This window comes from Streptomyces sp. NPDC001549 (genome assembly GCF_042894025.1).
Taxonomy (GTDB): domain Bacteria; phylum Actinomycetota; class Actinomycetes; order Streptomycetales; family Streptomycetaceae; genus Streptomyces; species Streptomyces kutzneri.
In genome coordinates, this window is the sequence record NZ_JBIAVJ010000006.1 from 284,474 (window position 1) to 310,652 (window position 26,179).

General features: G+C 71.1%; 26 protein-coding genes and 1 pseudogene. 7 read left to right on the plus strand and 20 right to left on the minus strand.

The genetic code is table 11. The features are described 5' to 3' along the window. The first annotated feature begins 5 nt into the window (after nucleotides 1–5). Both ACFY04_RS13475 and ACFY04_RS13480 read left to right on the plus strand, forming a co-directional pair. On the plus strand, nucleotides 6–203 hold the full coding sequence (locus ACFY04_RS13475) for a hypothetical protein (RefSeq protein WP_189744317.1): 198 nt from the start codon (nucleotides 6–8) through the stop codon (nucleotides 201–203). Nucleotides 204–386: 183 nt separating this feature from the next. Then, complete coding sequence (locus tag ACFY04_RS13480) at nucleotides 387–845, plus strand: hypothetical protein (RefSeq protein WP_389116402.1); 459 nt, start codon at nucleotides 387–389, stop codon at nucleotides 843–845. A gap of 461 nt (nucleotides 846–1,306) precedes the next feature. Here the strand turns inward: ACFY04_RS13480 and ACFY04_RS13485 are convergent, their stop codons facing one another. The 3 genes from ACFY04_RS13485 to ACFY04_RS13495 form a co-directional block, all read right to left on the minus strand. Next, nucleotides 1,307–2,032: a class F sortase gene (locus tag ACFY04_RS13485; RefSeq protein WP_389116404.1), complete on the minus strand. Its 726-nt coding sequence runs from the start codon at nucleotides 2,030–2,032 to the stop codon at nucleotides 1,307–1,309. Continuing rightward, on the minus strand, nucleotides 2,029–2,853 hold the full coding sequence (locus ACFY04_RS13490; RefSeq protein ID WP_389116406.1) for a hypothetical protein: 825 nt from the start codon (nucleotides 2,851–2,853) through the stop codon (nucleotides 2,029–2,031). The genes ACFY04_RS13485 and ACFY04_RS13490 overlap by 4 nt, the downstream gene beginning before the upstream one ends. A gap of 733 nt (nucleotides 2,854–3,586) precedes the next feature. Next, nucleotides 3,587–4,183, minus strand: coding sequence for an HD domain-containing protein (locus tag ACFY04_RS13495; protein ID WP_389116408.1), 597 nt, complete (start codon nucleotides 4,181–4,183; stop codon nucleotides 3,587–3,589). 69 nt (nucleotides 4,184–4,252) lie between these two features. Between ACFY04_RS13495 and ACFY04_RS13500 the strand changes: the two genes are divergently transcribed. After that, the gene (locus tag ACFY04_RS13500) at nucleotides 4,253–4,813 is read left to right on the plus strand and encodes a hypothetical protein (RefSeq protein WP_389116409.1); all 561 of its coding nucleotides are present in this window, start codon (nucleotides 4,253–4,255) and stop codon (nucleotides 4,811–4,813) included. Between the two features lie 261 nt (nucleotides 4,814–5,074). Then, nucleotides 5,075–5,338 (plus strand): annotated as a pseudogene (locus ACFY04_RS13505) (NAD(P)-dependent oxidoreductase); the annotation flags it as partial. 19 nt (nucleotides 5,339–5,357) lie between these two features. On the opposite strand, the gene ACFY04_RS13510 reads toward ACFY04_RS13505, so the two are convergent. The 14 genes from ACFY04_RS13510 to ACFY04_RS13575 form a co-directional block, all read right to left on the minus strand. Then, nucleotides 5,358–6,749: an FAD-binding oxidoreductase gene (locus ACFY04_RS13510; RefSeq protein WP_389116411.1), complete on the minus strand. Its 1,392-nt coding sequence runs from the start codon at nucleotides 6,747–6,749 to the stop codon at nucleotides 5,358–5,360. Continuing rightward, nucleotides 6,746–7,069, minus strand: coding sequence for a hypothetical protein (locus ACFY04_RS13515; protein ID WP_389116413.1), 324 nt, complete (start codon nucleotides 7,067–7,069; stop codon nucleotides 6,746–6,748). The genes ACFY04_RS13510 and ACFY04_RS13515 overlap by 4 nt, the downstream gene beginning before the upstream one ends. Then, a complete protein-coding gene (locus tag ACFY04_RS13520) occupies nucleotides 7,066–7,482 on the minus strand; it encodes a cupin domain-containing protein (RefSeq protein ID WP_389116415.1) in 417 nt (138 codons plus the stop codon). Before ACFY04_RS13520 ends, ACFY04_RS13515 begins: the two co-directional genes overlap by 4 nt. 141 nt (nucleotides 7,483–7,623) lie before the next feature. Beyond that, the gene (locus ACFY04_RS13525) at nucleotides 7,624–8,391 is read right to left on the minus strand and encodes a response regulator (RefSeq protein ID WP_389116416.1); all 768 of its coding nucleotides are present in this window, start codon (nucleotides 8,389–8,391) and stop codon (nucleotides 7,624–7,626) included. Between the two features lie 196 nt (nucleotides 8,392–8,587). Further along, nucleotides 8,588–10,309, minus strand: a complete 1,722-nt coding sequence (gene tsrT, locus ACFY04_RS13530) for a tryptophan 2-C-methyltransferase (RefSeq protein WP_389116418.1) — start codon at nucleotides 10,307–10,309, stop codon at nucleotides 8,588–8,590. Nucleotides 10,310–10,349: 40 nt separating this feature from the next. Beyond that, nucleotides 10,350–11,564, minus strand: coding sequence for an acyl-CoA dehydrogenase family protein (locus tag ACFY04_RS13535; RefSeq protein WP_389116419.1), 1,215 nt, complete (start codon nucleotides 11,562–11,564; stop codon nucleotides 10,350–10,352). Nucleotides 11,565–11,585: 21 nt separating this feature from the next. Continuing rightward, entirely contained in the window at nucleotides 11,586–12,800 is a 1,215-nt protein-coding gene (locus ACFY04_RS13540) for an acyl-CoA dehydrogenase family protein (RefSeq protein ID WP_389116421.1), read from the minus strand. A 64-nt stretch (nucleotides 12,801–12,864) separates the two neighbouring features. Next, nucleotides 12,865–14,163, minus strand: a complete 1,299-nt coding sequence (locus ACFY04_RS13545; RefSeq protein WP_389116423.1) for an ATP-grasp domain-containing protein — start codon at nucleotides 14,161–14,163, stop codon at nucleotides 12,865–12,867. Next, nucleotides 14,160–15,443 (minus strand): lysine N(6)-hydroxylase/L-ornithine N(5)-oxygenase family protein, encoded by a 1,284-nt coding sequence (locus ACFY04_RS13550; RefSeq protein ID WP_389116424.1) that lies wholly within the window; start codon nucleotides 15,441–15,443, stop codon nucleotides 14,160–14,162. Before ACFY04_RS13550 ends, ACFY04_RS13545 begins: the two co-directional genes overlap by 4 nt. After that, nucleotides 15,440–16,717 (minus strand): ATP-grasp domain-containing protein, encoded by a 1,278-nt coding sequence (locus ACFY04_RS13555; RefSeq protein WP_389116426.1) that lies wholly within the window; start codon nucleotides 16,715–16,717, stop codon nucleotides 15,440–15,442. Before ACFY04_RS13555 ends, ACFY04_RS13550 begins: the two co-directional genes overlap by 4 nt. Continuing rightward, complete coding sequence (locus tag ACFY04_RS13560; RefSeq protein WP_389116428.1) at nucleotides 16,714–18,153, minus strand: MFS transporter; 1,440 nt, start codon at nucleotides 18,151–18,153, stop codon at nucleotides 16,714–16,716. Before ACFY04_RS13560 ends, ACFY04_RS13555 begins: the two co-directional genes overlap by 4 nt. Next, nucleotides 18,150–19,217: an NAD(P)/FAD-dependent oxidoreductase gene (locus tag ACFY04_RS13565; RefSeq protein WP_389116430.1), complete on the minus strand. Its 1,068-nt coding sequence runs from the start codon at nucleotides 19,215–19,217 to the stop codon at nucleotides 18,150–18,152. The genes ACFY04_RS13560 and ACFY04_RS13565 overlap by 4 nt, the downstream gene beginning before the upstream one ends. After that, nucleotides 19,214–20,749 carry a class I tRNA ligase family protein gene (locus tag ACFY04_RS13570; protein ID WP_389116431.1) on the minus strand — a complete coding sequence of 512 codons (1,536 nt, stop codon included), beginning with the start codon at nucleotides 20,747–20,749 and terminating at the stop codon, nucleotides 19,214–19,216. Before ACFY04_RS13570 ends, ACFY04_RS13565 begins: the two co-directional genes overlap by 4 nt. Then, complete coding sequence (locus ACFY04_RS13575; RefSeq protein WP_389116433.1) at nucleotides 20,746–21,150, minus strand: SidA/IucD/PvdA family monooxygenase; 405 nt, start codon at nucleotides 21,148–21,150, stop codon at nucleotides 20,746–20,748. Before ACFY04_RS13575 ends, ACFY04_RS13570 begins: the two co-directional genes overlap by 4 nt. Nucleotides 21,151–21,496: 346 nt before the next feature. Between ACFY04_RS13575 and ACFY04_RS13580 the strand changes: the two genes are divergently transcribed. Next, the gene (locus ACFY04_RS13580) at nucleotides 21,497–21,736 is read left to right on the plus strand and encodes a chaplin (protein ID WP_389116435.1); all 240 of its coding nucleotides are present in this window, start codon (nucleotides 21,497–21,499) and stop codon (nucleotides 21,734–21,736) included. Between the two features lie 67 nt (nucleotides 21,737–21,803). Here the strand turns inward: ACFY04_RS13580 and ACFY04_RS13585 are convergent, their stop codons facing one another. Then, nucleotides 21,804–22,547, minus strand: coding sequence for a carbonic anhydrase (locus ACFY04_RS13585; RefSeq protein ID WP_389116436.1), 744 nt, complete (start codon nucleotides 22,545–22,547; stop codon nucleotides 21,804–21,806). A 296-nt stretch (nucleotides 22,548–22,843) separates the two neighbouring features. Between ACFY04_RS13585 and ACFY04_RS13590 the strand changes: the two genes are divergently transcribed. Next, complete coding sequence (locus ACFY04_RS13590; protein ID WP_389116438.1) at nucleotides 22,844–23,494, plus strand: hypothetical protein; 651 nt, start codon at nucleotides 22,844–22,846, stop codon at nucleotides 23,492–23,494. 88 nt (nucleotides 23,495–23,582) lie between these two features. On the opposite strand, the gene ACFY04_RS13595 is transcribed toward ACFY04_RS13590, so the two are convergent. After that, nucleotides 23,583–25,073: a cellulose binding domain-containing protein gene (locus tag ACFY04_RS13595; RefSeq protein WP_389116439.1), complete on the minus strand. Its 1,491-nt coding sequence runs from the start codon at nucleotides 25,071–25,073 to the stop codon at nucleotides 23,583–23,585. 348 nt (nucleotides 25,074–25,421) lie between these two features. Then, the gene (locus ACFY04_RS13600; protein WP_389116442.1) at nucleotides 25,422–25,547 is read right to left on the minus strand and encodes a hypothetical protein; all 126 of its coding nucleotides are present in this window, start codon (nucleotides 25,545–25,547) and stop codon (nucleotides 25,422–25,424) included. Between the two features lie 73 nt (nucleotides 25,548–25,620). Here ACFY04_RS13600 and ACFY04_RS13605 point away from each other — a divergent pair, with 73 nt between their 5' ends. Further along, complete coding sequence (locus ACFY04_RS13605) at nucleotides 25,621–26,049, plus strand: protein-tyrosine phosphatase family protein (RefSeq protein WP_389116444.1); 429 nt, start codon at nucleotides 25,621–25,623, stop codon at nucleotides 26,047–26,049. Nucleotides 26,050–26,179: the final 130 nt, after the last annotated feature.

Genomic DNA, 26,179 nt, shown 5'->3' on the forward strand with positions numbered 1-26,179 from the left:
CTCTCATGCGCTACGAATTCCGTATCTCGGGGGTCGTACCGGACACGCTCGCCGCGAGCTTTCCCGAGCTCGACCGGATCCCCGTACCGGAGCAGACGCTCCTGTTCGGCAGCGTGGCGGACGAGGCCCACCTGTACGGGCTCCTCACCCGCTTCCAGTCCCTGGGCCTGCGGGTGCTCGAAATGCGCCGGCTGCCCGCATGAGCCGGAGCCGCAGGGCGTGCCGCGGGGCGTGCCGCGGGGCGTGCCCGGATGAAGACCACCCGCTTCGGGTGATCACAGGAACCGGACCGCCGGACGACACTGCGATGTGGGCACCGAAGCCTGTGACCGACGAGCCGGAGCAGGACGGTCCTGCGCTGTACCGCCAACTGTGAGGTGAATTCCATGGGCCAGCCGACACCGACCGGGGGAAACTGGAACACCGGCCCTGCGCCGGGCACTACGCCGTTCCCAAGCGGCGACAGCCAGGGCGCGGGGAACGCGGGCACGTTGTTCGCCGCGGTCCTCCTCCTGGTCACCGGTTGTCTCGCGGTGTTCCAGGGCATCGCGGCCATCGCCAACGACGACGTCTACGCGCGCGTCGGAAGCTACGTCTTCGAATTCGACCTCACGGCGTGGGGCTGGATCCATCTCATCGTCGGGATCATCGTCATCCTCACCGGGGTGGGCCTGTTCGCGGGCTCGAACCTGGCCAGGGGCGCCGGTATCGCACTGGCCGGCATCAGCGTGATCCTCAACTTCATGTGGCTGCCGTACCAGCCCTGGTGGTCGATCATCATCATCGCGATCGACGTGTTCATCATCTGGGCCCTGTGCACGAGCTGGACGCACGCCACCGACTGAGGCGAGCCACGTGCGGCACCCGATCCGGCGACGGGTCGGGTGCCGCCGTACGCGGGGCTCGTCTAGCCGTTCGGATCGAGGAAGAAGGCGGGCTTCCGTACGGTGAGGGACTGGGCCAGGGCGACCGTGACCCGGGCACCGCGGGCTTCCCGGTCGGCGGCGCTGGTCTCCACCGGCCTGGGCGGCAGGGCAGTGCACCCACACCGGCAGGCCGGGCCAACGGGCCGAGCTCCGCCCGGGCGCTGTGCGCCCTTCCGCCGCAGCTCGCGCCGCGTTCCTCCACGGTCGCACCCATGCCTGTCGTCCCCCGCGATGAAGATCCGTTCCGGTGCTCCATCGAGGCTTCGTAGTCATGCTCACGGCATGAGTACGGATACTCATCCGGCCGGGCGGTGACCGGGCCCGTCAGCCGCAGTGGGGCCCTGCGGCCGACGGGCGTGTTCCCGGATCCGTCGTTCTGGCTACGCGGCGCCCGTCATGCGGGCGAACACCACCACGTTGCTGTCGTAATAGTGCTTGTTGGGGTCGAAGTTGCCGCCGCAGGTGACCAGGCGCAGGCCCGCGTGGTCGATGTTCTTGTAGACCTCCAGCGTGGGGAACTCGGCCTTCGGGTATTCCGCGACCTTGTCCACGGTGAACGTGACCGTCTTGCCGTCCTGCCGGGTCACCTTGATGGTGTCACCGCCCTTCATCGTCTTCAGCTTCTCGAACACCGCGGATGCTCCGTTCCACGTGACGTGCCCGGCGATCACGGCCGGTCCCTGGGAGCCGGGGGTCGGCCCCGGCTCGTACCAGCCCGCGAGCGCGGGGTCCTTCGGGGTCTGCATCGTGCCGTCCGGGTTCTGTTGCAGCGTCTCCAGGGAGCTGGACAGGCTGAGGGACGGGATCGTGATCTTCTGCGGCGCTGACCGGGCCAGGGCCTGCTCGGCCCGGCCCGCACCCGCATCCGTACTCGCGCCGCCCTTCGATCCCCCCGCGGGCGCCTTCCCGGTGGGGGAGGCCTCGGCGCCGGCGTCGGCGCTGGCGCCGGCGCCAGCCGGTGCCCCGCCCGGGAGGTTCTGCCCCGCCGGGGCGGGGGGCTGTGCCGCGTTCTGGCCGCCGCACCCCGCGAGGAGGAGTCCGGCGAGGACGGCGGCCGCCAGCGGGCCCGCGGTCCGGCGGCGGAGCCGCGTCGGGGCCGGCTTCACGCGCCGCCCCCGGTGGTCTCCCTGCGGACGGGGCCGACACCGGCCCGCTTCCGCCCGATGATCACCGCACCCGCCACCACCGCGAGTACGGTGATCGCCACACCGTCGCGCACCGTCACCGGTATCGCCGTGTGCTCCTCGGCGCCGCCGCCGGTCTCGATGCCTCCGACGGGGATCGACCCCACGGCCGCGCCCTTGACCTCTCCGCAGTTGGTCGGAGCCGTGGCCTCCTGGGGCAGCTTCGGGTCGAGTTCGCTCTTGCCGGCCCCCTCGAAGTCGTACTTCTTGTTCTTGTTGCGGTCGATGCCGTGCTGTACGACGTGCAGGTCCTTGATGTGGTCGACCACGTCCTGGCCGACTTCGATCGTCCGCTTGTAGCGGATCGTGCCCTGCGCATCGGCGACGGGCATGCGCAGCACGTCGAGGCCGCTGGTGGGCTTAGTGTCCCCGCCCGTCGTGAGCGAGATGTTGATGTCGCCGTAGTCGTGCGTGGCCTCGGTGTTGCTGAGGACCCCGTCGCCGTCCTTGTCGTCGGTCGCGTCCGGGCAGTGGAAGTCGTGCCCCTTGGTCGAGCCGTGCAGGTGCTGGGCCGACGGCTGCCCGGGCACCATGCCCTTGGACTCGATCTGCACGGTGAGCTGCTTGCCCTTGAGAGTGAGCATGACCGTACCGCTGGAGCCCGAGTTGTTCAGCTGCGCCAGGTCGATCTGGTACGCCTTTCCGCCCTCCGCGAGGGCTGGTCCGGAAAGGCCGAGGGTCAGGACCACGGCTGCGGGTATGGCGGCGAGAGCCACGTGGCGACCGGCGCGCTTGACTATCACATTCGCTCCTGTTCCGTGGATCCCCAGGACGGGAATCGCAGATCGTACGGGATGTGAACGAGGCCCTGGAAAGGCTCTCGTTCCTCCTTCGGTGCCCCAACGCCTGCGGATGGGTGCCCATATGAAAAAGTTTCAGGTGAGTTTGTTCGGATGCGTTCGACTACTGCGACCGCGTGACGTCACGTCGGCAAGGGCGCGGAAACAAGGCAGCCTCGCAGGGCCTTTCGGGAACCGGCGCAATTCCGTGTGCGGTGCACGTCGGAACGCGGCCACGCCGCAGCCGGACCATCGCGTCGGCCAGGAGGTGGCCCGCGATGGGATCCCCGAACGCCGCACGTCGGCGGCCCGCATCAGGCCGCAGCGGCGCCTGCGCCGAGCGGCCGGGAATTCGTGAAGGAAACGCACGGCCGCATACGCAGGGAGGAGGTCGGGGAATCCCTCCTCCCTGCGCCCAGGTCAGCCCTGCACCCGCCTATCGGCACAGGCTGCGGCGGGGCCGACCGCGTCAGGTGAAGGAGTCGGAACTCGGTCTCTCCGGAAGTAATCTGACCGCTGTCAATTCGATTCTGCCGCATCTACGCACGCGCATCCACCGCCTTAGACGTCATTCCGGTCGTCGACGGGGGCATCATCCCCGTCGCCGGTCCGGTCCGGTTCGGTCCCGACCTTTCTAGTCGTCCTGGCGGCGACCGGACGAATAGTTGACCTCTGATGCTAAGAAATGCCGTCAGGGCTACGCGCGCACCGGGAAGGACGCCTGGAAGGCGAGCCGGCCGTCGGCCCCGTCACCGATGCGCGTGAGCAGATCGTCGAACGCGAGGTACTCCTCCCACTGCTGACCGCCCGTCGCCTGCGCCAGGCGCGCGACCACGAGGTCTTCGAGTTCCGGGAGACGTTTGTTCTTCCAGACCTTGTCGGCCGTGCTCACCAGCAGGTCTTCCAGCGTCGTACCGGGAGCCGTCCACGAGGCGTGGGTTCCGGCGAAGCGGGCCAGCTCAGGGCCGAACCCGTGGGCCGACAGCAGCTCGCGGCCCGCCTCTTCGTGCGCGGAGCCCGGCTCGGACAGTTCGGCCGGGTGCACGGTCTTGCCGATGTCGTGGGTCGCCGCCCCGAAGAGCACGGCCGCGCCGTCGACGGCGATCCGCGGATGGCGATGGTCCATCCATGCGACCAGCTGGACCGCAACGTCGTGGACGGCGCGCAGATGGGCGGCCAGCCGCGGCGGCGCGTCGAGGGACCGGAGCAGGTCCGCCACGGGGGACGGGAGCGGCCGGAGCGGCGGATCGGAAGGAGCATGCAGGGCCTGGGACAACACGTCTGAGAGGGACACCGGTTCAGGCTACTGACGGGGTCAGGGGCATCCAGCCGGCCGCCGGGACAGCCCTTAGCATCACCACTCATGATCACATGGGTCGTCACCATCGTCCTGGCGTTCGTCGGCTATACCGTCACCTACCTCAACGGCCTGCGCCTGGCACAGCGACAAGAGCGGCTCTCGCGCGTCAACCGGCAGCTCAGTGAGCTCTACGGACCGCTGTTCGCCCTCACGGAGGCCAACAGCCGTATCTTCGGAGCGTTCATGGAGCGCAACGCCCGTCCCGACGGCCGGTCGCCCTTCGCCCATGAGCTGCCGCCCACCGAGGAGGAACTCGCCGAGTGGCGGCTGTGGGTCAGGACCGTCTTCCTTCCCGGCATCCAGCGGATGCGCGACCTCGTCATCAAGCACGCCGACCTCCTGAGCGAACCGGAGATGCCACCGATCCTGCTTCAGCTCTGCGCCCATGTCTCCGGCTACGAGATCACGGTCGCCCGGTGGGAGCAGGGGAACTACGGCGAGCACCAGTCCGTGGTGCCGTTCCCCAGCGAGGAGATAGCCGCATACGCGCGGCGCGGGTTCGCCGGACTGAAGCGGGAACAAGGCAGGCTCCTCGGGCGACGGCGGAACAGCGGTGGATCTTGACGGCCGGGACGCGGCTTCGAAGGGTCGGCGCGGCCGCACACAGCCGCAAGGAGGAGCACCCCGATGTCCCTTCGCCGCCCGCGCACGCTGCTCGCGATGACCCCCGAGCTCCGGCCCCGCCTGCTGGACGGGGCAGCCGCCCGCCGGCTCCGGGACATGGCCGAGGTCGACACGGAGTCCGTCGTCGACGACTTCGCCCGGCCCGGCGCGGCCGCGGCGCTGGCGGAGACGGAGGTCCTGCTCACCTGCTGGGGCGCGCCCACCGTCGACGCCCGGGTGCTCGCCGCCGCGCCCCGCCTGCGGGCGGTCGTGCCGGTCATCGACGTCACCGAGCCGGAGATCCTTCCCGCCGACTCCCCGCTGTACGACCTGCCGAACGTGCTGCTCACCCCGCACATCGCGGGCTCCCTCGGCAACGAGCTCCACCGCATGGCCGACTCCGCGATCCAGGAGATCGGCCGTTACGCCGCCGGCCGGCCGTTCGCGCATCCGGTGCGCCGCGAGGATCTCGACCGCACCGCCTGACCGGCGCCGGACCGTCCCCTCAGGTTCCGATGGCCTGCCCGAAGGTGAAGAAGCCGTCCGGGTCCACCCGCTTCTTGATCTCGACGAGCCGCGGGTAGTTGGCTCCGTAGTACGCCGTGCGCCAGTCCGGCAGGTCCGGGTCGATGAAGTTCTGGTACGCCCCCTCGCCCACGTACGGCGCCATCGCCTCCCGCAGCCCGGCCAGCCAGCGGAGGTTCGCCTCCACGGTGGCCGGACCGTCCTGCTCGGACCAGGAGGTGTCCATGGTGACCAGGCTCAGCGCGTCCCGGTGGACGAACGCGGTGTCGGCCGGGGCCACCCGGTTGATCGCGCCGCCCCAGGTGTACAGGGCCAGGCCGCAGCCGTCCGGATTGCCGCTGCCGGGCCGGCGTTCGAGCCGGGAGAGAACGGTGCTGAGGGCCTGCGCGGGCAACGGCTCGGCGGCGAAGTTCGTCCGTACCGCGAACGCCCCGGCCGAGGTCTCGTGCAGCAGATGGTCCTGGGCCTCCCAGAAGGTGCGGTCCGCGATGTCCTGGCGGACCGGGCGGGTCGCCGTGAGGGCCGGGGCGAGGAGTTCGCGCAGCTCGCTCGCGGGGCCCAGGTGCAGAGCGACGGCCGACACCGTGGCCCCGGGGCCGCCGGCGGCGCTGACGCCCAGCCTGAGGGAGAAGGCGTCCGGTGCCTTCCGTGCGATCTCCTGCATCACCGTGAAGACCTCGGGCGCGTCCGCCCCGTCCCACAGCAGCAGGCAGGTGGAGACGTCGGAGACCGGGCTCGCCCGGAAGGTGAAGGACAGGTTGATGCCGAAGTTGCCGCCGCCGCCCCCGCGGCAGGCCCAGTACAGGTCGGGGTTCTCCTGGGCGTCACAGGTCAGCAGTCGGCCGTCGGCGGTCATCAGCGTGGTGCGTACGAGTGCGTCCGCCGTGAGGCCGAGCGTGCGCGAGGTGGAGGAGGAGCCCCCGCCGAGGGTCAGGCCGGCGATGCCGACCGATGCGCCGTTGCCCAGGGCGAACGCCATCTCGTGGGGCTGGACCGCGGCGCGGACGTCGGACATCAGGGCCCCGCCCGCCGCTGTGACCAGCCCGGTGGAGCCGTCGGCGGTCACGGTGTTCAGCGCGCCGAGGTCGAGGACCAGGCCGGCGGCGGCCGAGTATCCCGCGTAGCTGTGCCCGCCGCCGCGCGCGACGAGGCCGATGCCGGTCTCGCGGGCCCATGCGAGGGCGCGGCGCACGTCGCCGGTGTTCGCCGCGGACAGGACGCCGCTCGGCGCGGTCGTCGCGTACCGCTTGTTGAACGGGGCGCTCGACGAGCGGAAACCGGCTGCTCCGGGGCGCAGTACGCGGCCCGCCACGGTCCGCTCCAGTCGCCGCCAGGCGGACTCGGACGCGCCGTGCGCCGCGTTCGCGCTCACCGGACCTCCTCGATGTAGGAGATCCCGGTCGCGGCGTGCGGGCCGTAGCGCTCCCATGCCTCGCGCAGCCGCAGGCGGCCGTCCTCGGCCACCTCGGGTGTGTTGACCGTGCGTCCGCAGACGACCTCACCGGTCGCGAAGACGATGGTGTAGCCCATGGAGAGGGTTCCGTCGGGCTCGCACGTGCCCACCGTCCACCCGCGCCGCACCTCGCCGCCGGCGACCTCGCCCCACACCAGGTCGCCCTGCTGGTGGTAGACGGCGACGGTCCGGCTGTCGCCTTTCGGCTTGCGGAACTTCCGCCCGTCGTAGTTGATCACCGCGCGGACCCCGGCTCAGGTGCCGGTGCCGGCTCCGGCTGCACGGCGAGGAAGCCGGCAGACATGTCCGGGCCCCACCAGATCGCGTAGTAGGAGAAGTCCTCGTCGTGCTCGTTGACGATGTGGTGCTCCGCTCCGGCCCGCATCACCGCGAGGTCCCCGGCAGCGAGCACGTGCCGCCGCTCCCCGCAGACGACCTCGGCCCGGCCGGACATGACGATGAACAACTCGCGTTCGTGATGGGCGTGCGTATCCGTCACATCACCGGGGCGCAGGACGCACCAGGCTCCGCGAAATGGAGTTTCCAGCCCGGGCCACGGATGGAGGAGTCCGAGATCCAGTCCGTGGGCCCGGGTCAGGTTTTCCGGCTCTCTTCTGCGGATGATCACGTCGGGCTTTTCCTGGTCGGTCAACGTCCCACTCCGATCGACGTCCTCATTTTCCGGCGGCGCGCGACGTCGTTCAGGCTAGAAGCCTACTGCTCCCTTTCGACAGGGGAATTGTTCCCTTGTCTGGAGGGAATCGGTGGTACGGGATGATCGTGGACCGACGGATCAGCCGTGCCCGAGACCGGCGTCCCGGGCCAGCACGATGGCCTGCGAGCGATCGGCCACGCCGAGCTTGCCGAATATCACGGAAACGCGGTTGCTGACGGTCTTCGAGGCGAGTACGAGCTCACGGGCGATGAGGGTATTCGACTTGCCCGCGGCGATGCGTTCCAGAACGTCCCTTTCCCGGTTGGTCAGTTGCGGGAAAGGGTAGTAATACTGCTGCCCGGAGGTGGCGCGCATGAGGGCGCCGAGCCGCCCGGCGATCGATTTGTCGATGATCGCCTCACCGGCCGCCACGGCCTGGATCCCGCGCAGGATCTGGTCCGCGTCGGCCCGCTTGAACAGGTAGCCGCGTGCGCCCGCCTGGAGTGCCGAGGTGATGGCCTGGTCGTCGTCCACCGCGCTGAAGACCAGGATGCCCGTATCGGGCCATGACCTCAGAACCTCAGGAATGACCCGCGTTCCCGCCGATCCGTCCATCAGCGGGTCGAGTACGAGGACACCGGGTCGGCAGCGGCACATTTCCTCGATCACCTCGTCCGCCGTGGCGGCCTCGCCGACGACCGAAATACCCCCGGACCGTTCAAGAACAGAACGGACACCATGGCGAATTGCGGGCTGGGTGTCGGCGAGGACGACGGTAACCGAGGTGGGGACTCGGCGTGCGGCCGGGAGGTCTTCGTCGGGCCGAAGAACCACCCCGTCTCTTCGTGGATCATTATGTGACGCGAGTGGCCAGAGTAATCTCATGGTGTCGGTTTTCTGGTTCATTCGTACCTTCCCCCCACTCGATCGTGCAAGGCGGTCCATGCTGACCGGCCGGTTCCCAGAATGGTCCAGAGGTCCGGCCCACCGCAACGGTGAGGAGCGTGAGAAGAAACGCGATAGTTATGCCGGCGGAGGCATCACTATTCGCACCTTATTCCGCGGCCTTCGCATATGCACCGACAATTGAAATCGGGCAATGTCACGCGCCCACCGACCCGACCACTCCGACGTCCTGCGCGCGGCGCAGGATCGCTTCCCGATCACGCCAGTGCGCCCAGAATGCGCCGGTGTATCCGAGCCCGCCCAGACTCGTCAGGAACGGATTGTCCGCGTAGTTGTTGTCGTGCTCGCTGGATCCGGCCAGCGTCGGCAGCATCACCCGGTGGTAGTCCGAGGGGTCGACGAGCTCCCACAGGAGATCCACGGACCGGCTCCAGCGCCCGGAGGGATCGGTGACCGTATCGGTGTCCTCCAGCAGATCCGGGGAGAAATAGCAGACCAGACGGAAGTTGCCCGATTCGTCGAACATGAATTGCCGCTCGTACTCCACCGGCCCGGAGCACTTGGACAGGGGTTTCAGCACGATCGGCTCGGTGGCCGTGTTGGACTGCAGTCCCGCCACCGTCCGGACACCGTCGCAGCGCTCGGCCATAGCGATGCCCAGGGGCGTGTGGGGGAAGAGCCGCAGCCCCAGCGAGAAGCCGGTCACCGTGGCGTCCAGCGCCATGAACGCGTCTACGCATTCGCGCATGCTCTGCGGTGTCTCGCCCGGCATTCCGAACAGTGCCTCGACCATGGTCAGCATGCCGTTGGCATGGCAGAGCCGGACCAGGCGCTCGGTGTCGGCGAAGGTGTAGTACGTGGTGCCCTTCTCCGTGATCTTCCAGCCGCTCAGCATCTCGGCACGCACATGGTCCGAGCCGACGTTCACCCCGCGACAGCCCGCCGCGGCCAGCAGCCCGGCGAACTCCTCGTCGAACGGCGAGGGCTGGCAGTAGACCCACAGCCGCAGCTCGTTCAGCGGATTGCCGGGGTCGGCGTGCTTGCGGCGGACGATCTCGCGCAGCAGGTTCTTGGCGTGGGATATGGACAGGTTGAACTCGCTGTCGGTGGTGTGCTGGTCGAGGATCCCCTGCGCGGCCAGGGACTGCATCTCGTCGACCACGGCCGCGACATCGCGCCGGCCCGTCCGGATGCCCTTGGCGTCCGGCTCCACACAGTGCGAACAGCGGTAGGTGCAGCCGTTCTTGGTGAGGATGCCGGCCAGCCCGCCGCGCTGGTAGTACAGCAGGTTGTCCACCTTGTGCGGTGCGCCGGAGCGGCGGACGTACGTCCCGGAGCGGTCCACCTGCCAGGTCCGGTCCTCGAACTGCCCGGCGGGCAGCGCCGCCGCCGTCCGGCGGCCCGACAGGGTGAGCGCCGGCGGCGGCACCCGGGTCACCCCTTCCGGGGTGTTGCGGATGAGCCCGCTGACCGTGTCCGTGCCGCGCCCGGTGACCAGCGCGTCGGCGAGGTCGCAGATGATCTCCTCGCCCGGCCCCTTGACCCCGAAATCGATGCCGAAGTAGTCGACCAGCGCGAAGGGCATGGAGGAGAAACCGATGCCGCCGCCGACGATCGGCGCGTCGGTCAGCCGCCTGATCTCGGTGATGATCTCCTTGTGCTCACCGACGAAAGGGCGCTGCTCGAATGCGTAGACGGTGTCGGTGTTGCGGATGGTGACACCGACGAGGACCGGACTGCGAGCCCCGAAGTAATCGGAGAGGCAGGACTTCCAGTCCTCCCGGTGGAACGTGAGGTCGACCACCTCGACCTCGAAGTCGGCGGCCTCCAACGAGGTCGTGAGCACATCGAGCGCATAGGGCGCGATCGGTGGGTGCACCTTGTTGGGATTGACCAAAAGCACCAGGCCTCGGCCCATCGGACGTTCTCCCCCCTGGCCTGCACGCAGGCGAATCGGGTTATCTGACGATGCCGAGGCAGATCCCGAACTCGGGCTTCCCGCCCAGCAGATAGGCGCCGGCCGACTGGAGGATGCGGTCCTGTGCGGTGGCGTGCTGGCACATGGTGGTGGTGTCGCGCATCCAGCGGTCCATCGGCGACGACTGGTGGATCGACCAGGTCTGGAGCAGGTCGCAGAGCCGGCTGACGATCGACCGCGAGGTACGGAAGGCGTGCACCCAGGCGATCGGCGACGCGGCGCGCTCCTCGGGAGTGAGGTCGTCCAGGGTGCCCCCGGCGGCCAGCACCTCCCACTGGCGCCGCTGGCTCCCGTACACCCCGTTCCGCGTGGCGAGGAAGTCCGCCTCGCACTCGGCGAGCGTGACCTGCGCCCGGAAGTGGTCCTTCCACGCCACCCCGGTCATCCGGTCGACCCGGGTCCGGGCGATCTCCCGCGCGTGGTCCAGGGCGGCCCGGGCCACCCCCAGCGCCACGCCGCACATACTGCGGGTGAAGGCGTCCGGCTGGGCCAGCGGGCCGGGCCGGCCGCGTACCCTGCCGAAGCTGTACGTGTGCTCCCCGGGTACGAAGACATCGGCCATCGTGTAGTCGCAACTGCCGGTGCCGCGCATGCCCATGGTGTGCCAGTTGTCGATGACCTCCACCTGCTCCCGGGGCACCAGGAACTGCTTCGACTCGTGCGGATTGCTGCCGTCCGGGCTCGCGTACGGCTTGCCGTCCTCGTAGACGAACGCACCCGAGGTCACCCAGTCGCAATGGGTGATCCCGCTGCCGAACGACCAGCGGCCGGAGAGCCGGAAACCGCCGGGCACCCGCTCGGCGTGCCCCGTGGGCTGCAGCAGCCCGGCCATGATCGTGTCCGGGGTGGGGAAGATCTCCTTGGCCACCGTCTCGTCGAGGAAGGCGCTGAAGATCCCGCTGCTCGCGCCCATCACCGCACACCAGGCCGCGGAGGCGTCCCCGTGCGCCAGCGTCTCGGCGACCTCGGTCTGCTCCATCGTGGTCAGCGCCAGGCCGCCCAGCTCACGGCCGAAGGCCATCCGGAACACCCCGGCGCCGCGCAGCAGGTCCACCACGTCCGCCGGCAGCCGCCGAGCCTCCTCGATCTCCGCCGACCGCTCCCGCAGCAGCGGCGCCAGCCCCCTCGCACGGGCGAGGAGCTCCGCCGCGGTGGTGGCGGGCACCTCGGCCCCCGGGGTCCGGGTCATGGTCATGTGATCGCCCTTCACTTGGCCCTACTTGACGATGCCGAGGCTCATCCGGAACTTGGGCGGCCGGCCCAGCAGGTAGGCACCGCCCGATTCGAGGATCAGATCCGAGGCGGCGACGTGCTGGCACATGGTCGCGGTGTCGCGCATCCAGCGGTCCATCGGCGAGGACCGGTTGATCGACCAGGCCTGCAGCAGGTCGTAGAGCCGGTTCACGATCGCCCGCGAGGTGCGGAAGGCATGCACCCAGGCCAGCGAGGACGCGGCCCGCTCGGTGGCGCTCAGATCGTCCAGCGTGCCGCCGCCGGCCAGTACGTCCCAGTGCCGCTGCGAGCTGCTGTGGACACCGCTGCGCGCGGCGTTGAACTCCGCCTCGCACTCCGCGAGGGTGACCTGTACGCGGAAGGTGTCCGCCCACACCGTGTCGGTCATCTTGTCCACCCGGGTGAGCGCGGTCTCCCGGGCGTGGTCCAGGGCGGCCCTGGCCACTCCGAGCGGCACCGCGCACAGGCTGCGCATGAAGGAGTCCGGCTGGGCGATCGGGGTGTCCGTGCGGCCCCGTACCTTGTAGAAGGTGTAGGTGTGCTCCTCGGGCACGAACACGTCGGTGATCGTGTAGTCGCTGCTCCCGCTGCCGCACAGGCCGGTGGTGTCCCAGTTCCCGACGACCCCCACCTCGTGGGCCGGCACCAGGAACTGGCGCGACGCGTGCGCGTTGCTGCCGTCCGGGCTCGCCCACGGCTTGCCGTCCTGATAGATGAACGCACCGGAGGTCACCCAGTCGGCATGGGTGATCCCGCTGCCGAACGACCACCGGCCGGTGAGCCGGAAGCCGCCGGGAACGCGCTCGGCGTGCCCGGCCGGCGCGATCAGCCCGGCGGTGATCATGTCCAGGCTCGGGAACACCTCCTTGACCACGGCCGGGTCCAGGAAGTTGCTGATCGCCCCGGTCATCGCGCCGATCGCCGCACACCAGCCGGCCGAGGCGTCCCCGTAGGCCAGTGTCTCCACCACTTCGGCCTGCTGCATCGACGTCAGCTCGGGACCGCCCCACTCGGGGCCGAAGCACATCCGGAACACTCCGGTGGCGCGCAGCATGTCCACCACGTCCGCCGGGAGCTGCCGGGCCTGTTCGATCTCCGCCGACCGTTCCCGCAGGCGCGGCGCCAGGGCCTTGGCGCGCGCGAGGATCTCTTCGGCGGTCGTTGGTGCTTCGGTGCCCGGGTTCCGGGTCGTGCTCATGCGTTCCCCCTCGGGTGATGGTGTGCTGCGGTCGCCGCGGGCCGGTCCGTCTCCGCGGTGGTGGTCATGCGTCCACGTCGAGCAGTCCGGCCGGCATCTCGAACGGAGCGCCGGGATCCGGCGGGCCGATCGGTACGGCGTCCAGCTCGACCAGTGCTTCGGCCGTGTCCAGCCGGTCGAGGCAGGTCCGGGTGTCGTCGGCCTCGCACACCACGAAGGAGTGGCGTGCCAGGTAGCCGCCCGGCGGCAGCCGCAGGGTGGTGCCCGGTTCGGCCATCGGTGCGGCCGTGACCAGGCCGGGTGCCTCGGCCGGTACGCGCACCGAACGCAGGAGACAGTCCCGCTCCGGGTAGCCGAACCGGATACCGGCCACCGCCCGGCGGGTGGGCCGGGTGTCGGGGCGCTGCCCGGTGGCCACGTCGAACAGCACGTCACCGGGCTCGATACCGGTCGCGGTCCTGCCGAGGAAGGGGATCAGGTCCCCGCCGAGGCGGCCGTTGATCTCGATGACGAGAGGCCCGCGTCCGGTCAGGCGCAGCTCGCTGTGGGTGATGCCGTCCTCGATGCCGAGCGCCCGGTGGGCCCGGGCCAGGGTGCTCATCAGCTCCTGGTCCGCCATCAGCGGGTCGCCCGCGTCGACCAGGTGCCCCACCTCCTCGAAGTACGGCTGGTCGCTGCTGTGCTTACGGGCCAGGAACATCGGCAGGTACTCGCCCTTGTGGACGGCGCCGTCGACGCTGATCTCCGGGCCGGGCGCGTACCCCTCGACCATGGCGCTCGCGCGGTAGGGCCCCGGATCGACCTCGCTCGCGGCCAGGGCGATCCGGAACGCCGCTTCCACCTCGGCCGCGCCGGCCGCGAACACGACCCCGATGCTCGCCCCCATCGCCCGGGGCTTGATCACGACCGGATAGCCGATCCGGTCGGCCGCCGCCCTGGCCTGCTCGACCGTGGTGGTCAGCTCGAAGCCCGGCTGGTAGAGGCCCGCCGCGGTGAGTTCGGCCCGGGTGCGCCGCTTGTCGCGGCAGCCGCGCACGCCCGGTACGGACAGACCCGGCACGCCGAACTCGGCGGCGAGCAGTCCGGCGTCCAGGACAAGCGGCTCGTCCCAGCACATCAGGCCGGCGATCCGGCGCCGGGAAGCCACTTCCCGGGCCGCCGCCCCCATCGCCTCGGAGTCGAAGACGTTGGCGACGATGATCTCGTCGAAGTAGTCACGCTGCCACGTGGGCCTCAGATTGTTGAGCAGCACCATGTCCAGACCCGCCGCCCGGGCGCGGCGGCGGATCGGCGCGATCAGGTACTCCCGGTACACCTTCAGGCCGCTGCCGATGACCAGCAGCGTGCCCCGGCCGGCGCTCATCGGGCGCTCCCGGTTCCGGTGGCGGCGCGGCGGGCGAGGAGGTCGGTGAGGATGTCGTGGGAGCGGTGGGCGAGGACGCTGATGAGGGAGTCGGCGATGCCGTGGGTCTCCTCGTTGACGCCCTGGAGGTAGACGGCGCCCCAGGCGGACGCGCCGAGGTCGACCCTGTAGTTCCGGCCGACGGTGACCTCGTCCAGGCCCACCCGCGCGGCCAGCTCCCGTACGAGCGCGGGCTTGCGCGGGTCGAAGCCGGTCCCCAGCACCACCAGGTCGCAGCGCAGCGGCTCGATCTTGCCGCTCAACCGGTCCCGCAGATCGAGCACCACCTCCCCGCCCTCGGTCCGCGCACCCGCGACCTCGGTCATCGCACGCACCTCGGAGCGCTGCGGCCCCACCGTCTTCTGCCGGTAGAGCATCGTGTAGAGCTCGTCGAGGAACGGCGGCGCGAGCCCCGCGTAGTTCGTGAACCGCATCTCGTCCAGGAGCTGCGCACGGACCTCGGCCGGGGCGTCGTAGAACTCGTCCACGAAGGACGGGAAGAACAGCTCGTTGACGAACTTGCTGGACTGGTAGTTCTGCAGCCCGATCGAACGCACCACCATGGTGATCCGACTGGCCGGCAGGTTCTCGTGCAGCGCGAAGAACATCTCCGCGGCGCTCTGCGCCCCGCCGACGACCACGACCCGGACGGGCTGGTCCTTCGGTATCTGCGTGATCCTGGTCCGGTACTGGGCACTGTGGATCAGCCGGTCCCCGGGGAGACCGGCGAACACCTCGGGGACGCGGGGGTCGCGGCCGCCGCCGATGACCAGGTCGCGGCAGCGGATCGTGTCGCCGTCGGTCAGCCGTACGGTCCAGCCGGTGAGCGAGCCGTCCGTGCCGTGCACGGGGTCGACTTGGGCGGCGCGGGCGTCGTAGCGGATCCGGACCCGTTCCAGGGAGGCGGCGACCCACTGGAGGTAGTCGGAGAACTCCCACCGGAAGGGGTGGAAGGTCCCCAGGTTCACGAACTCGTCCAGCCGCCCCTGTGCATGGAGGAAGTTCAGGAAGGAGAACCTGCTGGTCGGATTGCGCAGCGTGACGAGGTCCTTGAGGAAGGACACCTGACTGCGGGCCCAGGGCATCAGCAGGTCGCGCTGCCATTTGATGTCAGGCCCCTGCTCCAGCAGCAGCGTGCCGTCCGCCAAGGCGTCCGATCCCGATTCCTCGATGGCTGCCGCCAGGGCCAGATTCGCCGGACCCGCACCGATCGCCAGAACACCGACTTCCCGCTCGCTCACTCTTCCCCCTCGATGTCGATTCGGACCATGCCGGCGGCCGCCTCGGCCCGCCGGAGCGCCTCGGCCGAGCTGTCTGCGGTGGCCATGACGATGCCCGCCCGGTGCCAGGAGTGGCGCACCTCGCCGACCGGTTGACCCGGCCCCACGGTGACCGCGGCCAGGAACACGCCGTCCGCCTGCCGGGCGGCCTCGACGCCGTGCACGGCGGCCACCCGGCCCGGCGCGGCCGTGATGAACCGCACGGCCGCGCCGCCCTTCGCGCGCCGGGGCAGTTCGCCCGGCAGCTCCTCGCCCTTCAGTACCGCGTAGTAACTGCGCAACAGCTCGACCGGGTAGGCAAGTTGGATGGTGTCGACAATGCCCCCGCCGGGCAGCCGGCCCGCGCACTCCACCAGGTACGGAACACCCTCCGAGACGATCCACTCGCCGTGGACGATCCCGTCACGGAAGCCGACGGCCTCCACCAGGCGCTCGGTCCGCGCACCGAGCAGCCGCGCGAGGTCCTCCGGGATGTCCGCCGGCACGGTGTGGGCCAGCTCCACCGGGTGGGGCCCCGGGAACAACTGCTTCCCCGTGACGTTGACGAACAGCGCGGCGCCGTCCCGTACCAGCATCTCGACGCTGAACTCGGGCCCCTCGACGTACTGTTCGGCCAGCATGGACAGCGCCATGGGCCGGTCGGGCACGAAGACGCCCTCGTCCTGGACGAGGCAGTTCTCCCACGCCTGTCCGACCTCCGACGCATCATGGATCACCTGGGTGCCCACCGACGCCTGACGGTTCGCCGGCTTGAGGACGACGGGCCGCCCCGACCGGCCCCGCAGGAAGGCCAGCACGTCGGCCGGACCCCGTACGGGCACACTCACCGGGTTCGCGATGCCGGCGGCCGCACTCACCCGCCGCAGCAGCGCCTTGTCCCGGAGGATCTGCGCGGCGCCGAGACCGGCGCCCGGCAGACCGTAGCGTTCCGCGAGCCGGGCGGCGAACGGCGTGGCGTACTCGACGGCCGGGACGACCGCGGCGGGGTCGAGGCCCGGATGGGCGTTGAAGAACTCGTCCGCCTTCCCCGAAAGGTGGTACTCCCACTCGATGAGGCCGCGGACGAAGGCCACCCCGTCGATCTGCTCGTGCACCCGCCGCTTGCGGACGACGTCCGGCTCCTCGACGTAGATCACCGAGCCGTCCGGCTGGAACGCCCCGATCGCGGCGAGCGTGACGCCCACGAAACCGACCACCAGGACCGGCCGGCCCGCTCCGGGCCGCCTCCCCGTCATGCGGCACCCCCGACCGCTTCCGTCTTCCCGGCGGTGTCCGCCTCCGGGCCGCCGGCGGGAGCCGGTTCGGGCGGCTGTCTCACACCCGCCAGGGCGAGCAGTCCGGCGATCGCGGTGACCACACCGCACAGCAGCCAGAAGCCGCTGCCGAGCGCGGTCCAGGCGTACACGCCGAACAGCGGCGCGAGGGCCCCGGCCGCGCCGCCCACCGCCTGCATCGTGCCGATGTAGCGGGCCTTCACCGCCTGGGGGAAGGTCGCCGGGTGGGCGAACATGCTCGGGGCGGCGATCATGATCCCCGCCACGACCAGGACGACGCCCGCGATCGTGAACGCCCCGGACCGGGAGGACAGTCCGTAGACGGCGAGGCCGAGGGCCTCCACCAGGTGGCCGGTGATGACGCGGACGTGCTTCGGCAGTCTGCTGAGGTACGCGGTGATCTTGAGCTCGCACGTGATGAGCACGACGGACGACACCGTGAGCACCGTGCTGTAGAAGCTGGTCGGGTAGTGGTCGGCGGCGAGTTCCAGTGGCAGCGCGATATGACCCTGGGCGTACGTGAGCGAGCCGAGCAGCACGGCGGCCAGGTAGAAGAGGTACTTACGGTCGCGCAGCATCGCGGCGTAGCCCGAGGAGCTGCGCCCGGCCGGCCCGCCGCCGTCGGCCGGGACTTCGGCCGCCACCGTCGCCCCTGCCGTCGCCTCGTCGGAGGGCTTGCTCCCGTCCCCGGACGCGCCCTCGGACGCGCCCCCGGACGCGCCCTCGGACGCGCCCTCGGACGCGCCCCCGGACGCGCCCTCGGACGCGGACGCGGACCCGGCGTCGGGCTCCTCCCGCACGGTCTTCCCCGGCAGCAGGGCGAAGGCCAGCAGCGAGTAGACCAGCGCGGTACCGCCGTCGATCCAGAACAGCAGGTCCCAGTCGACCAGGATGAGGCCGGCGGCGATCAGCGGCGCCAGGGCCGCACCGATGTTCAGGGCGATCCGCATCATCGAGAACGCCATGACCTGGTACCGGTCCGGCATCAGGTCGCTCAGCATCACGGCGGCCGCCGGCCGGTAGGCCTGGGTGAACAGGCCCGCGAGCCCCACGACGACGAGCAGCGGCCACAGCCTGCCCGGCCCGCTCAGCCACGAGATCGCCGCCACCAGCGGGGCGGAGCCCGCCATGGCCGCGACGATCGTGGCCCGCGGACCGAACCGCTGCGTGAACTCACCGCCCAGCATGGTGCCGAAGATCGACCCCACGCTGTAGGCGACGAGAGCCAGACCCGCGGCGGCGACCGGCATTCCGCGGAAGGTCAGGTACAGCACGAGGAACGTCTGGACGAACGCGCCGAGCTGGTTGATCAGCACACCGCCGAGCAGATAACGCACCGGGGCCGGGGTCGCCTTCAGCGCCTCGAACACACCGATCGGAGTCTCCTCCTTCTTCATGCCGCTCCCTTCATCAAGGCATCGACGATCCGCCCCGCGACGAGCGGAGCCTGACTGAATCCGGAGCCGCCGCAGGCCGCCCGCGACCACACGGCGGGACCCACGCGGGCGAGAACGGCGCCGCCCGTGTCCGCGGCGCTCGCGTAGTGGCACTCCCTGACCGCCGCCACGGTGTAGCGCTCCAGGCCGGACAGCGGTGCCGCCCCGGCCAGCCGGGCCACCCAGGGCGCCTGGTCCTCCTCCGCGGCACCCGCGGTGCCGTCCACTTCCCGGGACACGGCGTCCGAGCTGATCTTCAGGAGGGCGCCGCCGCCCGGCGGCATCACCCAGGCCCGTCCGTCCGCGCCGATGCCGCCCGCGGCGGGCGCCGTCCCCCACCACCGCGCCGCGTCCGCGGGCGGCCGCAGGTAGACCATGGTCTGGCGGTGCAGTACGACCGGATGCCCGACCAGATCCCGGGTCCACGGCCCGGCCGCGACCAGCACCAGGTCGGCGCCGAGCTTCTCGCCGTCGGTCAGCAGGACGTGCACGCCGTCCACGTCGATCCACACGGCCGGGCTGTACGGCCGCACGGTCACCGCCGGATGCCCGGTGAGCCACCGGACCGCGGCCCGCAGCACCCGGTCCGCCAGCAGGACGCCGCCGTCGGCCTCCAGCACGGCCGCCGAACCGGCGGGAAACCGCAGATGCGGCAGGCACCGCGGATCGACCGTCCGTACGGGCACACCCGCGGTGGCGGCCGCCGCGGTCACCGAGGCAAGGCGCTCCCGGGGCCAGGCGGTGACCACCCCCACGCGCCGGTAGAAACCGGCGCCCAGCAGGGCCTCCAGCTCCAGCCACCGCCGGTGGGCGGCGACCATGTGCCCGGTGGCCTGCGCGTCGTCCGCGTCGAGGGTCCGGATGGCCCGGTGCTGGTCCCAGGAGCTCGACGCCGGGTTCGGGATCGGGCCCCTGTCCAGCACGGTCACGCGGTGGCCCGCGAGAGCGCACTCCACCGCGGTCAGCAACCCGGTGACGCCCGCTCCCACGACGATCACCTGCCGGGAGGCGGCCGCCGCGCTCACGGCCGCGTCTCCGCCAGCCGTGGCAACCGTACGGGCGTGACCTGTGTGGTGTCCGGCCGGGCGGGGATCGTCCGCTCCGGCAGGGCCTCCCCGGCCAGGTCGATCAGGACCGGCGCCGCGCAGCGCAGGAACACCTCCACCTCGTGGCAGAAGTCGCCCGCGTCGCCGGGACCCACCTCCCACCGGTCGAGCCGCGCCAGCTGCTCGGACAGGGTGAAGGCCACCGAGGTCAGGCTGAACCGGCGCACGTCGTAGGCTGCGGCGAACCGCTCCAGCATGAGCCCCGCCGCAGCCCTGGACCGCCGGGACACCGGCAGCGGTCCCCGGTCCGCCCACGCGGCGACCTTGTCCACCACCCGGTTCCAGGGCTGCACGAGCCGGGTGCCGGTCACGTGCTCCAGGGCCGCGCGGTTGAAGTTGGTGCGCTGGAAGTCCGGCCCGGTCGCCGCGAGATAGAACCGCACGAGGTCCCTCGGCACCTCGGCGGCCAGCTCCCGCCCCGTCACGACATGACCCCGGCTGGTGGAGAACTTGTCGTGGTCCAGCTCGTAGAACTCGTTCGTGACGAAGTGCTCGGGCAGCGTGTAGCCGCCCAGCGCCAGCAGCATCGCGGCGCCGGCCACCGCGAAGGCGAAACCGGCGTCGGAGCCGAAGAAGTACGCCACCTGCGTGCCGGCGTCGGAGAACCACAGCTCGTCGTCGGCGGCGAGCACCGCCCCGCGCCGCTCGGCCGCGAGCGCCGTGCAGTGCATGCTCCAGGCGATGGTCTCGGCATCCGCGTAGATCACCTGACCGGCGACCTCCGGGAACGGTGCGGGGATGCCCCAGGAGATCGGCAGGGTGACGGGATAGTCCGGGAGCGGCCGGGACAGGATCTCCTCGATCATCTGGGCCAGCCGCGGCCGCATCGTCGCGCCGCGCCCGGCGAAGTACTCCACGAGCGCCTCGCGATGGTCCTCCAGGGGAAGCACCAGGACCTGCTGCTCCCGCAGTTCGACCGGACCGTCCGGGTCCAGGGTCGAGCGCGGTGCGATGAGGTCGGCGGAGGCGATCCAGTGCCCGCAGTTCTCGCACAGCCCGGCGCAGCCCTCGGCGAGGCACACCGGGCAGCCGCCGCGCACGTAGGCGTCCGTGAGGTACTCGCCGGTGTGCGGCGCGTACGGGAACTTCACGGCCCGCAGCCGGAGCTTGCCCATGCTGTGCAGGCGCTCGAAGAAGTGCCGGACCGTCTTCACGTACCGGTCGCCGAACCGGACGAAGCCGTCCGGCTCGATACCGACGGCCGCCAGGGTCTCCTCGACCTGCGCGGCCGAACGTACGCGCAGCTCCTCGGGCGGCACGCCCAGCCTTCGGGCGGTGGTCACGATGTAGTTCTGCGTGAAGTGCACGCCCGTGCCGAACAGCACGTCCTGGCCGGCGGAACGCGCGTACCTCGCACAGACGTCCGCGGCGAGGAACGGGCCGGCCAGGTGGCCCAGGTGCAGATCGCCGTTCGCGGTCGGGCCGGGGGCGATCACCAACGTCCGCTTCATCGGGCGCTCCCGGTTCCGGTGGTGGCGCGGGGGGCGAGGAGGCCGGTGAGGATGTCGTGGGAGGCGGCGACCCATGGGAGGCAGTCGGAGAACTCCCGCCGGAAGGGGCGGAAGGTCCCCCGGTTCACGAACGCGTCCAGCCGGCCCTGCGCATGGAGGCAGTTCAGGAAGCCGGAGCGGCTGCTCGGATTGCGCGGGGTGACGAGGTCCTTGAGGAAGGAGACCCGGCTGCGGGCCCAGGGCATCAGCAGGTAGCGCTGCCATGTGATGTCAGGGCTCCGTTCCAGCAGCAGCGTGCCGTCCGCCAGTTCGGCCGATCCCGGTTCCTCGACGGCGGCCGCCAGGGCCAGATTCGCCGGACCCGCACCGGTCGCCGGAACAGCAACCTCCCGATCAGCCACACTTCCCCCTCGATCACAGAGATCCGACTCGCGGACAGGCAGTAGCGAGGCTAGATTTCCGCGGTTCCCGATCGATAGGGGAACTTGTCCCGTCGACTGGGGAATCTCGGGCGGGGAAGCGGCACAGGACCGGGGAGCCGGCCGGGTGGTCCGGCAAACGGGCCGGGTCACCAGAGCCCGACGGCGCTCCCGTACCTCCGAACGGAGGCGCGGGGCCACCTATTCGAGGGAACCGGGCGGCCGGAAGCAGGCCAGGAGGCCGTCAGCTGCCGAAGGAAAGGGCGACGGCCCCGCTCGGGGCCGTGCGGTGCTCCGGCACCGCTGTGCGGTTACAAGGAGATGTCACGTGTCGCGTGTTCTGAAGAGTGCGGGTCTTGCCCTGGTGCTCGGGCTGGCGGTCATCGGCGGTGCGTCCTCGGCATCGGCGGACGCCACCGCGGAGGGCATCGCGGCCGGCTCGCCCGGTGTGCTTTCGGGCAACCTGATCCAGATCCCGATCCACGTTCCGGTCAACCTGTGCGGCAACAGCGTCAACGTGATCGGCGCGCTCAACCCGGCCGGCGGCAACGTCTGCATCAACGCCTGAATGTCGTGAACCGCGGCCCATCCCGGCCGGAGGCTCGACCGGGGTGGGCCCGCACGCGGCACCGCCGTCAGGCCAGGGTGCGTACGTGCTGGTCACGCAGCTCGTAGCGGGCGGCGAGCACGGCCAGTTCGCCCGCCGCCACCTTCCCGGCGAGGTCGGGCTCGGCCGCGAGCCGTCTGCGGACGTTGCGCACGTGCGCGTTGATCGTCGCGTCGACGCGGGCCTGGCCGTGCTGGCTGTGATCGATGGAAGGCCGTATCTGATCGGCCAGGTACTGGATATGAGCGGGGAGCGGCTCGCCCGACTCGTCGGCGTGGACCGCCGCGGCGACCGCTCCGCACGACTGATGGGCCAGGACCAGCACGAGCGGTATGCGCAGCTCCAGAACCCCGTACGCGATGCTCCCCAGAACCGCCTCGTCCAGCACTTCGCCCGCCGACCGTACGGTCAGCAGGTCACCCAGCCCCTGGTCGAAGACCAGCTCGGGCGGAACGCGCGAATCGACGCAGCCCAGCACGATCGCGAAGGGCTGCTGGCCCTGGACGAGCCGACGGCGCACGGCCGCGGACTCGTGCGGGTGCTCCTGGTCCTGGGCCCGCCACCGCTGGTTGCCGGCCGCCAGCCGGCGCAGGGCCTGCGCGGGGGTGGTCACGGGCTCGGCGCTCTCCGGATCCCACGAGGCGGCGAAGGCGGGAAAGGCCGCGCCGAGGGTCAGACCCGCTCCGGCGGCCGCCGCCGTGCCCGCGACGGCGGTGCGCAGCAGGGCTCGGCGGCTGTGCGGAGCAGGGAGGGTTCGTGTGTTCGAAGACATGGCCGGACCGTAACCCGCCATTCCGGTACGGGAGTTGGCCCGGCGGCCACAATGGCGGGATCCGCACGGGGGCGGGCTTGATGGGGCCGGGATCTTCTCAGCATGCGGGCAGCGCGTGAGCGGCGGGGTCACGGGGTGTCTGCCGCGCCCCGGGCCGCGCGGGCGCCACACGGCCTGAACGGCCTTCCCCGCCCGGTGGGGCCGTACCCGGCCGCCGTACCCGTCCGGCCACCGGCATTTCGCCCGACCCGGGCCCGCGTGCGAGGCTTTCCCGGCACCCGGGAGGAGACAACACGATGCACACGCCGAGCCGGCCCGAAGACCTCGAACACCCCGAACTGCTCTGGTCCAGAGCGGTGACCATGGCCATCGTCGACGCCGCGTGCTCGACGAGCACCGAGTTCGCCCTCGACGACGACGGCCTGTGGTGCCACTCGACCGGCGCGGACGGCTGGTGGCGCCTGACCCTGCTGGACGGCGGGCACGCGGTGTTCTGCGGCCAGGACCCCGACGGCAGCCACACCCATGTCGGCGGAGAGCAGATCGACTTCCTCGCGGGCGGCCCCGACTGGCTGCCCTGGGACCTCCTGCGCGACGACGCCGCCGGCAATCTCTTCGGCTTCGTCTACTGGTGGGAGAACGGCGCGTGGCACCGCATCCCGTACCCCGACGAGGTGCGGGAGGACGGACTGGAGGGGGCCGCGGCCTGGGTGGGCTCGGACGAGGAGGAGTTCCTCGGACTCACCGTGTCCTCGTTCGACGCCCCGCACGCACTGCAGCGGAGCCTGACCGAGGCCGTCGCCCGGTTCACGGCCCTGGCGCGGGAACGCAAGGCCGGCGCGGACGCCGTGGCGGCGCTGCTGGCGGCGGGCCACACCGAAGGCCGCCCGGCCCCACGCCTCGACGCGGCCCTCGACCTCGCCACCCGCGCGGGCATCCACGCGTAGGGCCACGGGGTCACGGCCGAACGGGGCCACGGCCGACGGGCCCGCCGCACGTCATGTGCGGCAGGCCCGTCGTCCGTTCCCTGTTCGGCTACTTGAGCGCGGAGAACGCCTTGGTGAAGGCCAGCGGCTGCTGGAGGATCGAACTGCACGTCGCGTCGGCATGGTTGACGGCCCCGGCCGCGCACTGCTTGTCCCGCGTGGAGGACCACATGGCCAGTCGGCCGATCCCCTTCGACGCGGCGAACTCCACGAGCTGGGTCGCGTCCTCCACCGTGAAGATCTCGCTCGCGACATCGTTCACGCCGATCATCGGCGTGACGGCCACGGCCTTCCACGCCGCCGCGTCGGACAGCCCGAGCACCCCCTTGACCTGCGCCTGCGTTGCCGTCGCGGCCTGGATCGCGTACTGCCCCATGTCCCCGCTGTACGCGGGACCGTAGTCCATCGCCATGACGTTGACGGCGTCGACCCGCACACCGTTCTTCTTGGCGTCGGCCAGCAGCGCCACACCCGGCTGGGTCAGGCCCTCGGGCATCACGGGCAGCGTGAAGGCCACGTCCAGGCCCGGGTGGGACTTCTGCAGCCGGGCGATGGCCTGCGCACGGCGCGCGTTGGCCGCCGTGTCCGGCAGGGCCGCGCCCTCGATGTCGAAGTCGACCTTGGTGAGCCGGTACTGGTCGACGACCTTGCCGTACGCGGCGGCCAGCTCGTCCACGGTGGCGCAGTTCAGCGCCAGTTCGTGACCGGCGGCCCCGCCGAACGACACCCGTACGTCGCCGCCCTTGGCGCGCAGCGCACCGATCTGAGCGGCGACCTTGTCGTTCGCGAGGTCCGTGACGCCGCCCCACAGCGGTGCGCAGCCGCCGCCGGAGGTGATGAAGGCGAGGTGGAACTCCTTCACCCCGGTCTTCGTCGCGGTGTCGAGCAGGTCGTAGGCGGGGTACAGGGAGGTGTCGACGTACGGGGCGAAGCGCGCGCCGCCGCCCCCGGGGGCGGGAGTGCCGGTGGGGGCGGTCGCCGTGGGGGAGGGCGACTTGGTCCCGGTGGGCGCGGCGGATGTGGCGGACGCGGTCGGGGCCGGGCTCGCCGTGACGGTGGGCTGGGCGGTGGGGCGCCCGCTGGGCTGGGCCGTGGCGCCCTGGTCCACCGAGCACTTCACCCCGTTGATCAGGCACCCGGTGGGGTTGCCCAGGGTGCCGGTTCCGCTCGCGACGAAGCCGACGGTGACGGAGGCCCCGGCCGCCAGCTGCCCGTTCCAGCTCGCGGGCTTCACGGTCACCCGGCGACCGGAGACCGTGTGGGTGCCGTTCCAGAGCGAGTCGATCTTCGTGCCCGCCGGCAGGTCGAACTGGAGAGTCCAGTCGGACTGCGCCGTGCCGGTGCCGTTGGTGATGACGTACTGGCCGGTGTAACCGCCGTTCCAGGAACTGGACTTGGTGTAGACGGCTCCGACGGAGGTCGCCTGCGCGGTCCCGGTGAAGGCTAAGGCCGCCCCACCGATCACCGCCGCCGCCACGATCGCGCCCGTGACCTTCGCCGTACGGCCCGTCCTGCGCCGGTGCCCGACTGTGCTGCCCATCGCGTGCCTGCCTCTGTGTTACTGGGGAGTTGGGGATCGGCAGCACGCTAGCCGCACCGAAACGGACATTCGTTCGTTTCGGTGCGGCCCTGATGAGTCTTAGGTTCCGCTTAAGGCAGGGAAAAGAGGGGCATCAGGAAGGAGCTCCGCGCTGAGGTCTACGTCCTCCGAGCCGGCGCGGCGCAGAGACTCGGCAGCATCCCTGGGGGAGTGCGCGCGTCCCACGGGAAGGCGAAGGGCTGCCTGATCGTCTCCTTCGAGACGGACTGACCGGCCCCGGGCCGACGGTCGGAGACAGGCGAAAGGGGGTGTCACCCGCGTACGGGTGACACCCCCTCGTCGTGCGTCCTACATGGAGGAGTCGTCGAACGGGTTGTTCATCACGCCCGAGGCCTCGCAGCTCGCGATCACGCCGCTGCTGGCGCCGATCTTGCAGACCTCGAAGTAGGCGTTGTCGATCCAGCCGGCCTCCAAGTGCGTGCTCCACGAGGCGCTCCGGTAACCGGCGCGCAGACCCCGTCGCGCGCACGGGGGCTACGCTCGCACCGTGACCGCCACATGGGAACCCACGATGGCGGGCGTGCTGCGACTTCCCTCAGGCCGGCTCGTCCGCGGCCGGGGACTGAGCCGGCCACTCCCGCACGGCCCGCAGCCCACCTTCGCGCTCTACCTGCTGGGCCGCAGGCCACCGCCGGTCGCCTGGGAAAGCCGCTGGCTCCGCTGGCCCGACTTCTGGCTGCCGTCCGACCGCGCCACCACCGCCGACGCGCTGCGCGAGACATGGACACGCGCCGAGACCGAACGCGTCGAGATCGCCTGCGCCGGCGGACACGGACGGACCGGCACCGCACTGGCATGCCTTGCCGTGCTGGACGGGGTACCCCGCCGTGAGGCCGTCGCCTACGTCCGGGAGCACTACGCTCCGCGCGCCGTCGAGACACCCTGGCAGCGCCGCTTCGTCTCCCGCTTCCGGTAGCGGCGTCACTCATCAGCCATAAGCACAAGACGCTTCACCAGCCCGGTGAACCCTCTCGGTCACCGCACTGGAGCGGCGTGGCTCCCGGTTTGGCTCCCCCCGAGCCGAACCGGGCCGCCCAACACCCGCT